The organism is Roseibium sp. (assembly GCF_965232425.1).
In the GTDB taxonomy this organism is placed as follows: Bacteria; Pseudomonadota; Alphaproteobacteria; order Rhizobiales; family Stappiaceae; genus Roseibium.
Window position 1 is genome coordinate 5679893 of record NZ_OZ246971.1, and the last position, 14416, is coordinate 5694308.

The 14416-nt window shown below is 58.8% G+C and carries 14 protein-coding genes; 12 read left to right on the plus strand and 2 right to left on the minus strand.

What is annotated here, in order from left to right; translation table 11 throughout:
* Positions 1–9 precede the first annotated feature (9 nt).
* From ACO08A_RS25960 to ACO08A_RS25985, 6 genes are all read left to right on the plus strand, one after another.
* Positions 10–921 (plus strand): ROK family protein, encoded by a 912-nt coding sequence (locus tag ACO08A_RS25960; protein ID WP_422038738.1) that lies wholly within the window; start codon positions 10–12, stop codon positions 919–921.
* Entirely contained in the window at positions 918–1664 is a 747-nt protein-coding gene (locus ACO08A_RS25965; protein WP_422038739.1) for a copper homeostasis protein CutC, read from the plus strand. Before ACO08A_RS25960 ends, ACO08A_RS25965 begins: the two co-directional genes overlap by 4 nt.
* A gap of 474 nt (positions 1665–2138) precedes the next feature.
* Positions 2139–2735, plus strand: coding sequence for a hypothetical protein (locus ACO08A_RS25970; RefSeq protein WP_422038740.1), 597 nt, complete (start codon positions 2139–2141; stop codon positions 2733–2735).
* A 286-nt stretch (positions 2736–3021) separates the two neighbouring features.
* Positions 3022–4320, plus strand: coding sequence for an NAD(P)/FAD-dependent oxidoreductase (locus tag ACO08A_RS25975; RefSeq protein ID WP_422038741.1), 1299 nt, complete (start codon positions 3022–3024; stop codon positions 4318–4320).
* Positions 4321–4340: 20 nt separating this feature from the next.
* Positions 4341–5162 (plus strand): DUF1365 domain-containing protein, encoded by an 822-nt coding sequence (locus ACO08A_RS25980; protein ID WP_422038742.1) that lies wholly within the window; start codon positions 4341–4343, stop codon positions 5160–5162.
* 19 nt (positions 5163–5181) lie between these two features.
* Positions 5182–6411, plus strand: coding sequence for a class I SAM-dependent methyltransferase (locus tag ACO08A_RS25985; RefSeq protein WP_422038743.1), 1230 nt, complete (start codon positions 5182–5184; stop codon positions 6409–6411).
* A gap of 23 nt (positions 6412–6434) precedes the next feature.
* Here the strand turns inward: ACO08A_RS25985 and ACO08A_RS25990 are convergent, their stop codons facing one another.
* A complete protein-coding gene (locus ACO08A_RS25990; RefSeq protein WP_422038744.1) occupies positions 6435–7277 on the minus strand; it encodes an SDR family NAD(P)-dependent oxidoreductase in 843 nt (280 codons plus the stop codon).
* 58 nt (positions 7278–7335) lie between these two features.
* On the minus strand, positions 7336–7980 hold the full coding sequence (locus tag ACO08A_RS25995) for a ChrR family anti-sigma-E factor (RefSeq protein ID WP_422038745.1): 645 nt from the start codon (positions 7978–7980) through the stop codon (positions 7336–7338).
* 315 nt (positions 7981–8295) lie between these two features.
* On the opposite strand from ACO08A_RS25995, the gene ACO08A_RS26000 reads away from it, so the two are divergent.
* The 6 genes from ACO08A_RS26000 to sseA all read left to right on the plus strand — a co-directional run bounded on the left by ACO08A_RS26000 (position 8296) and on the right by sseA (position 14407).
* Positions 8296–9330, plus strand: coding sequence for a cysteine synthase A (locus tag ACO08A_RS26000; protein WP_422038746.1), 1035 nt, complete (start codon positions 8296–8298; stop codon positions 9328–9330).
* Positions 9331–9356: 26 nt separating this feature from the next.
* Entirely contained in the window at positions 9357–10871 is a 1515-nt protein-coding gene (gene cls, locus ACO08A_RS26005; protein ID WP_422038747.1) for a cardiolipin synthase, read from the plus strand.
* Between the two features lie 453 nt (positions 10872–11324).
* Positions 11325–12224, plus strand: coding sequence for an NAD(P)/FAD-dependent oxidoreductase (locus ACO08A_RS26010; protein ID WP_422038748.1), 900 nt, complete (start codon positions 11325–11327; stop codon positions 12222–12224).
* Positions 12225–12339: 115 nt separating this feature from the next.
* The gene (locus ACO08A_RS26015) at positions 12340–13056 is read left to right on the plus strand and encodes an alanyl-tRNA editing protein (RefSeq protein ID WP_422038749.1); all 717 of its coding nucleotides are present in this window, start codon (positions 12340–12342) and stop codon (positions 13054–13056) included.
* Positions 13057–13078: 22 nt separating this feature from the next.
* Positions 13079–13552, plus strand: a complete 474-nt coding sequence (locus ACO08A_RS26020; protein WP_422038750.1) for a GFA family protein — start codon at positions 13079–13081, stop codon at positions 13550–13552.
* Between the two features lie 9 nt (positions 13553–13561).
* Positions 13562–14407, plus strand: coding sequence for a 3-mercaptopyruvate sulfurtransferase (gene sseA, locus ACO08A_RS26025; RefSeq protein WP_422038751.1), 846 nt, complete (start codon positions 13562–13564; stop codon positions 14405–14407).
* Positions 14408–14416: the final 9 nt, after the last annotated feature.

Here is a 14416-nt window from a genome sequence, read left to right on the forward strand (position 1 = left end):
GTACCGGCCATGATATCCTGTTACGACATTGGAGGGTCGTTCATCCGGTCCGGCGCGCTGCAGTCTGCCGGTACCGTTGAAGAAAGTGAACGCATAGAGACCCCCGGAAACGACTGGGAAAAATTTGTGCAGGCCGTGAAGAAGGCGGGTGCCCCTGCAACATCGCGGATCTCGATTTCGCTTGCCGGCGCCTACGATCAGCGGACCGGGATTGCCGATGTCGCCAACATTCCCTGTCTGCACGGGCGCGAAGTCGAAAAGGAACTGAGTGCAGCCCTCGGCCTTCCGGTCGCAATTATCAACGATGCCAATGCATTCGCCCTTGCCGAAGCCGTCGACGGAACCGGGCGCAACAAGCCTGTCGTCTTCGGGATCATTCTGGGGTCCGGCGTCGGCGGTGGCCTGGTGATCAACGGTGATCTCGTCACCGGTTTCGGCGGGATTGCCGGTGAATGGGGCCACGGCCCCATCATCGATCCCACGGCGGGTGGAACGCTAAGCCGGATCGGGCACTTTGCCTGCGGCTGCGGCCTGGTCGGCTGCGTTGACGCCGTGGGGTCCGCCCGCGGCATGGAGCGTATCCATTCCTCTTTGCATGGCGCCCGTTTAACTAGCCGTGAGATAACCCGCGACTGGCACCAGGGATCCCCGGAAGCAACAGAAACCGTCGACGCATTCACGACGCTTCTTTCCCGTGCGTTCTCGGTGCTGGTCAATACGCTTGGCCCTGACGTCATTCCGGTCAGCGGCGGGCTGTCCAATGACGGTAAGCTTCTCGAACTGATTGACCAAAAGACGCGGGATCTCGTCTTGGCAAGCTACGCAGAACCACTGGTCGTGCGGGGGGACTTCGCGCAGAACGGAGGTTTGCACGGCGCAGGCATCTTCGCACGCAGGATATTCGGGAGCGTCGGGGAATGACCGGCACGAACCTGGAAGTGTGCGTCGACACGATTGAAGGGGCCTGGATTGCTGCAGAGAACGGCGCCGACCGGATCGAACTATGCGCAGCTCTGTCCGAGGGTGGATTGACCCCGTCAGCCGGCATGATGGCTGCGGCATCAAGATTGCCCGTTCCGGTCTATGCCATGATCCGGCCGCGTGCGGGTGATTTCAGATATTCGGACGCTGAAAAGACGATCATGCTCAGGGATATTCAACTGGCCGGTCAACACGGCATGAGCGGTATCGTGACAGGTGCGGTCACGTCAGAGGGACGTCTCGATGTTGAGTTCCTTTCCCCTGCCCTGCGCCACAGCGGGCTTCAAGGCACGCTTCATCGGGTATTCGACACGCTGCACGATCTCCCCTTGGCGATCGCAGATGCAATCGATTCAGGCTTCGAACGCATTCTTACCTCCGGCCAGGGCCGGAAAGCCGACCAGCACCTTCAGGCGCTTGCCGAGATTGTCCGTCTCGCCAAGGCGCGTATCTCCATCATGGCCGGGTCCGGCGTGAGCCACCTGAACGCGTCGCGCATTCTGGCAGAGACCGGTGTGCGCGAACTACATGCTTCCTGTTCCGTGCTGGAGAAGGCCCGCTCATCGAACCAGCCGGAAATACGCCTCGGCTTCATTGCGCAGGACGGCGTCCGGGTGACGAGCGCCGAGCAAGTGCGGCTGCTGAGAGCCGCCATCGACATATTTGACGAAAACAGGTCGTGAGACGTTCCGTTTGAGATGCCCAGTGCTTCAAGCTACTGCCAATGATTAGGACAGAATTCCTGACGTAAAGCACCGAAATTTACGTTAAGGAACGATTCACGATTGCCGAAAATTTTAATCAAAGCTACCATTGGCCTGTTTTAAGACACACCAATTGCCAATTATGACAGGATCAGCTTCAACTCATCAGCAATTTTAACAGGATAGTTTCGGTCACGTCGCGGTGAATGACCTTGAATCGCAGGCCAGAAACCACATTTATTTACAGAAAGTAAATGAAATCACCGAAAAATGTGATGTTCGTTACACTCAAAACCTAGAATGTGGTGCGATAATGGCAAAATCGTGACCGCGCAGCGTGGGGCGCACGCTCACAAAACATAGAAACCCTGCGGAAAAGAGCCAGAAAACAGGCCGTATCCGCAAGTGCCCCAAGTGCGGTTGAGCTGGTTGTATTAGCCTTGGGAGGCGTACATGCAACGGAATACCAGAGCTGGAACTATTGCGCTCGGTCTCATCCTCGCCATGGCGAGCGGCGCATTAGCCGAACAACTTCCTCAGGAGACCATCACCCTGCCGGAGGACCGCCTTGCGGTAACCGTTGCGTCTGCGACGGTTGACCAGAAGGATCCGCTGGAGAGTGAACTGACCATCTGGGTTGGTGAAATCGAACTCGACGGCAAGAACACCGTGTGGGTGGAACTCATCGATTCCTACGGAGAAGTTATTTACGATTCCGAGGTCAATCAGAACGAGACGCATCTGCTGCCGGACGGGCGTGCTGTTGTCGTGCGTTCGATGGATCAGGAGACCGTGGTTGCCGGCAAGGACGAGTCGCGTCTCGTTACCGAAGGCGCTCTCATGGTGACCCGCAGGGTTGTCAATGAAGGCGCGGACGCAACGACCGTCGAACTGATCGAAACCGAAAACGAACCGGTCGAGCGCGGAACGATGTTGCAGGTCGCAGACTTCGGCCAATCGGTCTGGAACAACATTGTCGCGTTCTTCGATGCCGCCAGAACCCGCGTGGAGATTGCCTGGAACTGGCTGGTTGATACGCTGCAGGCCTGACCGGACTATTTCTTTTTTTCGTGACGAAATTCACGGGCCCGCTTTCCGAGCGGGCCCGTTTTGCGTCTGCCAATGGCGCGCTGTTGCGTACAAGCGAACCGGCCCGGCATGTTTCGCATGACGCCCCGGCATCACCATCCGGTTTTGCCGGGCAAAAATAATTATTAATTTCATCGCTCTGCGTGATCCGAGCTGATTTCTGCGCCGTAACTCCTTTTACAAAAGCAATAAAATCTCGCCTGGCCGCAAGTCCTTGCGGACTGCCCAGACTCGAAAAGGAATGAACATGCGGATTGCCGTCATCGGCTCCGGGATCTCCGGAAACAGTGCTGCTTGGGCCCTCAGTGAACAGCACGACATCGTGCTTTACGAAAAACGAAACCGGGCCGGAGGCCATAGCGCGACAGCCGACATTGACTACGACGGAACGCCGATTTCGGTGGACACCGGCTTCATCGTTTACAATGAGCGCAACTATCCGAACTTTACCGCGCTGTTGAACCACCTCAACGTTGCCACCGAAGCAAGCGACATGAGCTTTGCGCTTTCGGCCGACAATGGCAGTCTCGAATGGTCCGGCGACTCGGTCAACACGGTGTTTGCGCAACGCTCAAACCTGTTGTCGCCGCGGTTCCTTTTCATGCTGAAGGACATGTTCCGCTTCAACAAGCGGTCCGTTGTGGATCTGCACGCAGGCAGGCTGACCGGAGAAACCCTCGGGGGCTACCTGGAAAAGAACAGGTATTCACCAGGGTTCATAAATGACTATCTGCTCGCGATGGGGGCCGCGATCTGGTCAACCCCGATCAACGAGATGCGTTCCTATCCCGCAGAAAGCTTCGTCGCGTTTTTCGAAAATCACCGCCTTCTGTCCTTCGAACCCACACTTTGGCGGACGATCTCAGGCGGAAGCAGGAACTACGTCAACAGGCTGCTCGCCCCTCTGGCCGGAAAGATCAGGCTCGCGGCGCCCGTCGTCGAAATCACGCGAAAGAACCAGAAAGTCCTGGTGAAGGACGCGAGCGGCCACAGCGATGTCTTCGACCACGTTATCCTGGCAAGCCACACCGATCAAAGCCTTGCCATGCTCGGAGACCCGAGCCCGCAGGAACGGGAGATCCTCGGCGCTATCAGATATCGTCCGAATGAAGTCTACCTTCACCGCGACGAACGCCTGATGCCTAAGCGGAAAAAGGTCTGGTCATCGTGGAATTACATGTCCGACCGCGATGCGGGCGAAACACGTGACGTGACGGTCAGCTACTGGATGAACCGGCTCCAGAACATCGACCGCAGCAAACCCGTGTTCGTGACCCTCAATCCTTTCGAAGCGCCCTCCGAGGACAAGACGTTTGCAAAATACATCTATGATCATCCGCAGTTCGACGCCGCGGCACTGCGTGCCAAGAAACGCATGGAAGAAATCCAGGGTGTGAACAACACCTGGTATTGCGGTGCATGGAACGGTCATGGTTTCCACGAGGACGGCCTCGCATCGGGCCTTGCCGTGGCAAAGCGGCTCGGAGCGCAGCTGCCATGGGAGAAGGCACCGACTGAAACGGCGTATCTGGAAGCGGCGGAATGACCCGGCAAAACCGGAATACCATGAGCGATAACGGCGAAGCGCCGGACGGTCCGGCGTCCATTTACTCCGGTCAGGTAATGCACCACCGCATGAAGCCTGCAGAACACAGGTTCAGCTACTCCGTGTTCTCACTGCTGCTTGATCTCGACCAGCTCGGAAAGGCCCGCAAACTTTCCCGCTTCTTTTCCGTGAACCGGTTCAATCTCCTCTCGTTTCACGAGAAGGATCACGGCAAGCGCGACGGCTCCGATCTCAGGCGGCATATCGATAGCTTGCTCGGCAAGAAGTCGGTCAAAAGGCCCTCCAGGGTGCTGCTTCTCGCGTATCCGCGGCTGCTCGGCTACGGGTTCAATCCGCTGAGCGTCTATTATGCATATGACGACGACGATCAACTGACGGCAATCGTCTACGAGGTGCGCAATACGTTTGGCGGGCTGCACACCTACGTCCTGCCGATCGAAACCGGTCAGATGAGCAATGCAGGCGTGCGACAGAGCCAGTCCAAGGAGTTTTACGTTTCGCCGTTCATCAGCATGGAGCAGCACTACCATTTTCGCATGCTGCCGCCCGGCGATGCGGTCAGGGTCAGGATTCTCGAAACGGACGCCAAAGGACCACTTTTGTCTGCGACTTTTTCCGGGTCCGGTACGCCGCTGACATCCCGTGCGATTTTCAGGGAATGCGTCCGCGTCCCCTTCCTCTCGGCGAAGGTGATTTTGGCAATCCATTGGGAAGCCTTTAAAATCTGGCTCAAGCGTGTACCATTCCATCCCCGGCCCGTTGACCGTTCAAGTCAGGGCCGGTTGGGAGAGCGGCCGGTTTCACTGGCTTCGGACAAGTGACATTTCAAGAGGTTTTGCGATGAGTGAGCCTGTTGCACTAACCAGACATAATCTGCGTAAACAACTCAAGGGCGCCCCTCGCCTCGCGCGCATGGCTGCCAGCCTTGCCTTGCGAATCCGCTACGGGTCGCTGGAAATCAGTTTTCCCGACGGCAGGAAATTCAGCATCCAGGGCCGCGAGGACGGACCTCACGGCGTGCTCGACATTCACGACTGGCGGTTCTTCCGCATGGTGGTCAAGGCGGGTGATGTCGGGGTCGGCGAAGCCTTCATGGCCGGTTACTGGTCGTCGCCGGATGTAACGACGTTCCTGGAAGTGTTCTGCATCAACCAGGAGTCGACCCTTGAGGCGATCCAGGGTCGGCCGCTGACCCGTATCCTGCTTTCGGTCCGGCATTGGCTCAACGCCAACACGCGCCGGGGGTCGAAACGGAACATTTCTGCGCATTACGATCTCGGGAACGCCTTCTACAAGGAATGGCTTGATCCCTCGATGACCTATTCGTCGGCGATCTACAGCAACGAAACCAACAACCTGGAACAGGCTCAGGCCGAAAAATATGCGTCGCTGGTGAAGCAGACCGGCATCGAGCCTGGCCATTCCGTTCTCGAGATCGGATGCGGCTGGGGCGGTTTCGCTGAACACGTGGCAAAGACGGTCGGCGCGCATGTCAAGGCGCTGACGATTTCCCGGGAACAATACGATTATGCGCGCGAGCGCATCTTCAACGCCGGTCTCAACGAAAAGGTCGACGTGGTGTTTCAGGACTACCGCGACGAGCGCGGTGTGTACGACCGGATCGCATCAATCGAGATGTTCGAGGCCGTCGGGGAGAAATACTGGACAACCTATTTCAGCCAGCTCTCCAACTGTCTCAAGCCGGGCGGCAAGGCCGGGCTTCAGATCATCACGATACAGGATACGATGTTCGAAGACTATAGGCGCGGCACCGATTTCATCCAGCGCTACATATTTCCAGGTGGCATGCTGCCGCCGCCCGGCAGGCTCGTCGACATCGGAAAGTCGCTGGGTCTGGACCTCGCCGAACAGAAGATCTTTGGACAGGACTATGCGCGAACGCTCGCCGAGTGGCGGCAGCGGTTCCGCCAGGCGTGGCCACAGATCCGGCCGATGGGATTCGACGAGCGCTTCAAACGTCTGTGGGAGTTCTATCTTCACTATTGTGAAGCCGGATTCCGCGCCGGAAATATCGACGTGCGCCAGATGGTCTACGTCAAGGCTTCCTGATCAGTCGGGCAGCCCAGAAATTCTCAGGCCGGCTCTTCAGCCGGCCTTTTACTTTCCAAGCGTGTGCGCTTTTTCTTGTTCCACCCGGTCGATCTGGACACAAGGGCGAAATAGGCGCGGTAGGGCAGCATCCTGAGTACCTTCAGTTGCCTGACAAAGGCCCCTGGAAACGCGATTTCGAATTTCCAAGGGTGCTGAAGACCCTTGATGATTTCCCCTGCAGCCTCTTCTCGCGTGATCAGATGCGGCATCGGAAACGGATTGGACTTGGTGGCCGGCGTATCGACAAAACCGGGATTGACCAACTGAATGCGAATGCCGGCCCGGTCGAGATCGAACTTCAGCGACTCGGCCATATTGATCAGACCTGCCTTCGACGCGCCGTAGGCGGCTGATGTCGGCAAACCGCTATATCCCGCGACCGAGGACACGATCGCGATCTGCCCGCGGGACCTCAGTTTCATCGCCTCGATCGCCGGCAGCAGCACATTGACCGTGCCCATCAGGTTGACGTCAAAACTCTTGCGAAATGCATCGACATCCGCGTCCAGGCCATCCTGCGGAAGATAAATGCCCGCATTTGCCACGAGAAGTGCGACGCCCCCCAAATCTCTCTCGATCGAGCGGCAATGCTCCGCCATCAGCGACGTGTCTGTTACGTCGCCGGGATAGGCAACAATCTCTCCAGGGAGGTCCCGTGCAGCTGCGCTCAGCCCTTCCAGCGCATCCTTGGAGCGCGCCGTGGCGGCAACGCGCCAGCCTTCTTTCGCCAGTGCGAGGGAAAGTGCATAGCCGATGCCGGAGCTTGCTCCCGTTATCCAGGCAGCTCCGTGTGTGGGGTGTGCAACGAATTGTGTCTGAGGCAATACGATCTCCTTGGCCTGTACTGATTATACGCACAGGCCCCGGAGTGCGGATTTGTGATTACCGCATAAAAGGTGCAAACCAGCGGCCGACCGGTCCGGTCAGCTCAAGACGCCCTGCGGTCACCGCAAAGCAAATGCAGTCTTCGCCTTCGTCGGCAATCGGCTTGTGATCGACATCGCCATCGGCAAAGGCAAGATCGCCGGACACGAAGTGCCCGTCTTCGTCAGTGAACCCGCCCTGCAGGACAAGTGTCAGTTCCGTGCCGTGGTGCGTGTGCGAGGGCATGGCCCGGCCAGCGCGCACCCAGATCAAGCTGCTCGCGCAACCGTCGATTTCGCCGAACTTGCACTCTTTCACGCCCGGAAGCAGCGTTTTCCAGGGCAACCCTTCCATCGACCGTCCGACAATGCTCTGCAGTGAATGCGGGACATTGCTGCCGCTCTGCACCAAAGGCGTATTATCGTTCGAAAGAGGAGCGTCGTCACTGAAGATTGCCGAAAGCATGGAGTCCCGGTCGTCGAATGCAACCGGATCGGCGTCACTCAAGCTGACACCACCGAGGCTTTCCAGCGACGAGACATAGCCCCGGTTCTGGTCGCTCAGTTCCAGATGCGCTCCGACAAGCGCCTGCGCCGGGTAGGACAGCGTACCGGCCGCATAGCCAGCAAGCAGTTCGTCCATTCCGGTCACGTTCTTTTCCATTTCCGCTCTCATTTAACTCCAAGCACCCGATTAGCTTTACTGCCGGTACGTAGTGCAACGTTGTCCGGATCATGTTCTACACCAAAAATATTCCAATTTAAAATTTCATCCAGTGGTTTTGCAGAACAACTCCATGCTCACTTTCAATGGATTAGCGGAAAATCCATCGCAAAACGGTTGCCGGTGCTGGCATTCGAAGGCCAAGCACTTAAATTGCAAACTTGATCCTGGATGCTGCTGCCTTTAGCGTCCCGGTCCTATGAATACCATTTGGCCTTTTCCCGCTCGATGGCCAGATCAGCCAGGAATGAAAAAATGACAGTGTCCGCTTCCGTTGTCGACGCGATTGGCAATACCCCCCTGATTCGCCTGAAAGCCCTCTCGGAGGAAACAGGCTGTGAAATTCTTGGCAAGGCCGAATTCATGAACCCTGGACAGTCCGTGAAGGACAGACCGGCGCGGCAAATGATCCTTGAAGCCGAAGCACGGGGCGATCTGAAGCCGGGTGGCGTGATCGTCGAAGGAACCGCAGGCAATACCGGGATCGGCATTGCCCTTGTCGCCGGCGCGCGCGGTTACAGGACAGTGATCGTCATTCCGGAAACACAGAGCCAGGAAAAGAAAGACATGCTGCGTCTGTGCGGCGCAGAGCTTGTTGAGGTTCCCGCAAAACCTTTCAGGGATCCCAACAACTACCAGCATGTCGCCCGCCGTCTGGCCGAGGAAATGGCCAAGAGCGAGCCCAACGGGGTCATTTTCGCCGATCAGTGGAACAATCTCGATAACAAGAAGGCGCACTACGTCACCACCGGGCCGGAAATCATGGCTCAGACCGGTGGCCGTGTGGATGCCTTTATCTGCGCCGTCGGCTCCGGCGGCACACTGTCTGGCGTTTCCCAGTACCTTCAGGAAAACAAGCCTGGTGTCGTCATCGGCTGCGCCGATCCGCGTGGTGCAGCGATGCAATCGCTCTTCACCACGGGGGAAGCCGTCGCGTCCGAGGGGGGATCCATCTCCGAGGGAATCGGGCTTGGCCGCAAGACACCGATCGTTCAGGACGTGAAGGTAGATTACGCCTACACGATCGCCGACGAAGATGCGCTCCCGCTGGTTTTTGACCTGGCCGAAAATGAAGGCCTGCTTCTTGGCGGCTCAAGCGCGATCAATCTCGCCGGCGCCCGGCGGCTGGCGAAGGAAATCGGTCCCGGAAAAACAATCGTGACCATCCTTTGCGATCACGGAACCAGGTACCATTCAAAACTCTACAATCCGGATTTTCTCAGATCGAAGAATCTGCCGGTGCCCGATTGGCTCGAAAAGCAGACAACACTTCAGGCTCCGTTCGAGTGAGCCCGAACAACATGGTTTGAAATTCCATGGGGCAGGATGACCCGACCCTTGCGCAGGACGGCGCAGACGCACAGGCCGTGATCCAGGACGCCGTCACCGATGTCGGCATTCTCGACATGATGGCGAACAATCTCGGTCTCGTTGCCGCCTTCGTGGTGCTCATGTACGCCACCGCCATTATCTGCGCCGTCCGCGAAGTCATGAATTCAACGACCTCGCAAGGGTCCGTTGCCTGGCTGCTGTCGCTGTTTTTCCTGCCCTACCTGACCGTTCCGCTCTATTTCGTCTTCGGCTGGAGGTCGTTTTCGGACTACGCGAAGATACAGGCATCGCTGGGACGTGCCGAAAGAGCACGACGCGCGGACGAACTCGGGCTTACGGATCACGAGGAAACCCGGGACTGGCCCGTGCTGACACGTGTCGCCGGCGTCCCGTTTCTCGCCGGAAACACATCGGAGCTGCTGATCGACGGCGATGCGACCTTTTCCGCGATCAAGGATGCGATTGCGGCCGCCGAAAGCAGCATCTTCTTTCAGTTCTTCGCCATTCACGACGACAAACTCGGGCGCGAAATGGCGGACGCGCTGATCTCGCGTGCCAGGGATGGCGTCAGGGTTCAGTTTCTTTATGACGACGTCGGCAGCCATTCGCTGTCCAGAGCCTTTCTCAATCGCCTCAAGGATGCCGGGGTCGAGGTGTGCGGTTTCAACGAAAACCACAAGTTCCTGCGGCTTCTCGGTCCGATGCGGCTGAACTACCGCAATCACCGGAAGCTGGTCGTCATCGATTTCCGTACCGCATTCGTGGGCGGCCACAACGTCGCCGATCAGTATGTCGGACGCGATCGCTGGTTCGGTCACTGGCGCGACACCCATGTGAAGGTGGAAGGCCCTGCGGCGGTTGCCTGCGCGCTGTCATTCGTTGAGGACTGGCTGTGGGCAAGCGGCGAGCGCATCGACCTGCCGCAGGTTCGCGACATTCCGATGCCGGGCGACGAGTCGGTTCTGGTCATGCCGACCGGACCTGCGGACAAACTCGAGGAGTGCGCCATCGCGTTCGTTGAGGCCGCTGCGCGTGCGAAGGAGCGGCTGTGGATCACGACACCCTATCTCGTTCCGTCGCTCGACGTGCAGACGGCACTTGCAGCCGCGGCCATGCGCGGCGTCGACGTGCGTATCCTGCTGCCCGAGAAACGGGACCACTGGACAGTGTGGCTCGCAACCCATGCTTACGAAGACACGCTCGTTCAGCGCGGCGTGAAGGTCTACCGGTACACGGACGGTTTCCTGCACCAGAAAGTAACCTTGCTCGACAATGACCTGGTCTCGATCGGAACGGTGAATTTCGACAACCGGTCCTTCCAGATCAATTTCGAACTGACCCTGTGGTTCACGCATGAGCGGATGATCCACAACGTCGAGGCGATGCTGGAGGCGGATTTCGAGAAGGCAAGACTGACATGGCCGGACGCATTCCGCTCCAGAAGCTACGTCTTCCGCGTTTTCGCCCAGGGTGCCCGGCTGTTGTCTCCGATCCTCTAGGGTCCCGCCCGAGGTCTCACGCCGTTCGCCCGGGGTGATGATGATGGGACAATGGGTTCTTCAACCAAATCCCTCAGTCAAGCAAGTTTCGCCAATCCGGGCCTCATCCTGAGGAAGGCCAAAGGCCTGTCTCGAAGGATGGGCGTCATTTGCTGAGTGCGCGGCCCATCCTTCGAGACAGCGCCAAGGCGCTTCCTCAGGATGAAGTTTTCTTCTGCACACGGGTCATCCCGGCCGAGCGCAGCGCATGCCGGATGATCGAACGTATATTTCGTTGCGGTCACGATCCCCATCTGCATTCTTATGATCAGGAAAGCAGTCGCTTTTGCCGGTGTTCGCAGGCAGTCACGCTTGTCCGGGTGTACCGTCGGCCGGATGCCTGCGGGTGCCACGCAGGTCCCGCGCTGAAGCTTTTCGTCGTCGGGCCAAACAGCCGAGCCAAGAGGAACATGCATGGAAAAGAAACAAGTGGCCATCATCGGCGGCGGACCGGCGGGCCTCGCGGCGGCACTGACGCTGTCACGCTCCATGATGACATCGATCGTCTTCGATGCTCCGACCCCCGCCAGAAACGCGGCCTCGCCTTTCGTGGCCGCTTTGCCGGGGTTGGACAAAAGCGCGCCAGGTGACGTCCGGAAAGAGATTCGTGACGATATCGGCTCCTATCCCTATGCCGTCATCGAGGACGTTGGCATCAGCAAATTGAAGCGTGCGCCGGACGGTTTCGAGCTGCTGCGCCATGACGGATCATCCATCCGGGCAAAGAAGGTCCTTCTGGCAACCGGAATGATCGACATCCTGCCCGATCTGCCGGGACTGGAGACCTGCTGGGGCCAAAGCGTCATCAACTGTCCGTTCTGCCACGGGATCGAATGGAAAGACGCGCGCTGGGGTATCTTCGCGCATCGCGCCGAGGTGCTCGATGCCGCGGAGATCTACCGCAACTGGACGCCGAACCTCACCTATTTCATTGCCCCCGGGCTATCGCCGAGTCCGGACAGGCGTCAGCAGATCCGGGACCTCGGCGCCGAAATCATCGATGGACTGCCGCATCGGCTGGTTTCGGAAAACGGCAACCTGCAACGCGCGGAACTTCCAGGCGGTGCGACGACGGACCTGAATTGCCTGCTGGTGTTTCCCCATCAACGTCAGACCAGTCTGGTGGCCGCGCTGGATCTGACAATGACGGATGCGGGCTACGTGGCCGTCGACGACGGATTTCGCACGTCAGAGCCCGATATCTACGCCGCCGGGGACCTCACCTATCCGGGGCACCAGAATACGCCGACCGCCCTGCACATGGGCAACATGGCGGCCGCGACCATCGTCATGGACCATTGCTTCGGCACGTGATTTCAGATCCGCAACAAAGGTCGACGGATCACGTCCGGGTCTATAGGCTGCGGGACTGTTTCACCCTTCCAGCGGGCTGCTCACCGGCCCGTAACACGATGCCCCGGAGACGACCATGACCACGCCCCTGTTTCGTGACGACGCCTACCTGCGCACGTGCGAAGCAAAGGTGACGGGCGTCAACGAGCGCGGCGGCCTCCTGCTCGATCGAACCGTCTTCTACGCCACCGGCGGCGGCCAGCCCGGCGACAGCGGGCACCTTGAGCTTGCCGACGGCACACAGATCGAGATCGCGACGACCGTCTATGACGCCGACCGGGTTTCCATTGTCCATGTACCTTCGGAGGGCCAATCCCTGCCTGAACCGGGCAGCGAGGTGATTGCGCATGTCGATTGGGCGCGGCGCTACAGGATGATGCGAGTCCACACGGCGCTGCACTTGCTCTCCGTCGCCCTGCCCTTTCCCGTCACTGGCGGCCAGATCGGCGACAAGGAAGGTCGTCTTGATTTCGATATGGGCGACGAAACAGTTGACAAGGACAGCTTGCACAAGGTGCTCAACGAGCTTGCGGCCGGCGATCACGAGGTCAGTACCGAGTGGATCACCGACGAAGAACTCGACGCCAATCCGGCGCTCGTCAAAACCATGTCCGTCAAACCGCCCAGAGGGTCCGGCAGGGTCAGGCTGGTCCGGATCGGAAAGGATGTCGACCTTCAACCGTGCGGCGGTACCCACGTTTCCAGAACCTCGGAAATCGGGGAACTTTCGATCGGCAAAACCGAGAAGAAAGGCAAACAGAACAGAAGGGTTCGCATAGGTCTTGCGGACTGAAGGGCATAGAGGAGGCAAGATCATGCACCTTTCCGGCAGTTGTCATTGCAAGGCGATCCGGTTTGAGCTGGAGAGCAAGACCCCCTACCCCTACATGCGTTGTTATTGTTCCATCTGCCGCAAGGTTGGCGGCAGTGCCGGTTATGCCATAAACCTCATGGGCGATGCGGACAGTCTGAAGACGACAGGAACTGAGGCGAAAGCCGTTTATCACGCAGAGATCGACGGTACACAGAGCCCTGCCGAACGGCACTTCTGCACGCGATGCGGGACGCATCTCTGGGTCTGGGATCCACGCTGGCCGGATCTGGTTCATCCGCATGCCGGTGTCATCGACACCCCCTTGCCAAAGCCGCCTGAAACCGTCCATATCATGCTTGACTACAAGCCCGATTGGATCGAGGTGCCGCTCGGCATCGGGCACGTCCACTTCAAGAATTATCCCGATTTGTCCATCGAGGAATGGCACAAATCCAAAGGGCTCTACCAGAGTTGAGGAGTTTCAATGTCCGACCACCCGCTTGTTTCGACCCAATGGCTGGCCGATCATCTCGACTCCCCGGATCTGGTGGTCGTCAACGCCTGGATGCCACCGGTCACGCATCCTGATGCGCCGCCGGTTTACCCGAACGCGCACATCCCCGGTGCGGTATTTTTCGACGTCAACGAAATCTGCGACAAGGACAGCGACCTGCCGCACATGCTGCCTGCGCCGCATGTGTTCTCCTCTGCCATGCGCAAGCTCGGGATCGGCGACGGGCAGACGATCGTCGTCTATGACGATTTCGGTTTCTATTCCGCACCACGGGTCTGGTGGACCCTGCGCACGATGGGTGCCGACAGCGTCTATGTGCTGGATGGCGGCTTTCCGAAGTGGCGCGCAGAAAACAGGCCCTTCACGGACGACGTTCCGCGCAAGCCGCAAAGCCACTTCACGTCCCGGCTCAATCATGGCGCGGTCGCCAATCTGGCGCAGGTCAGGCGTTCGAGCGAGACAGGAGACCGACAGTTGCTGGATGCCAGGTCCGCAGATCGCTTCGCCGGTACCGCACCCGAGCCCAGAGCGGGACTGCGTCAGGGCCATATGCCGAATGCACTCAATCTTCCCTTCACGCAGCTGATCAAAGAAGACGGAACATTTCGCGCACGCGCCGACCTCGAAGCGATCTACAAGGACGCCGGTGTCGATCTGCAGAAACCGATTACCACGACCTGCGGCTCAGGCGTGACGGCCGCGATCCTCACCCTGGGACTGACCGTCCTAGGCGTCCGGGATGTCAGCGTCTACGACGGCTCCTGGACCGAATGGGGCGGCCGCGACGACACGCAGGTCGTGACCGGGGAACCATGACGGCCGTCA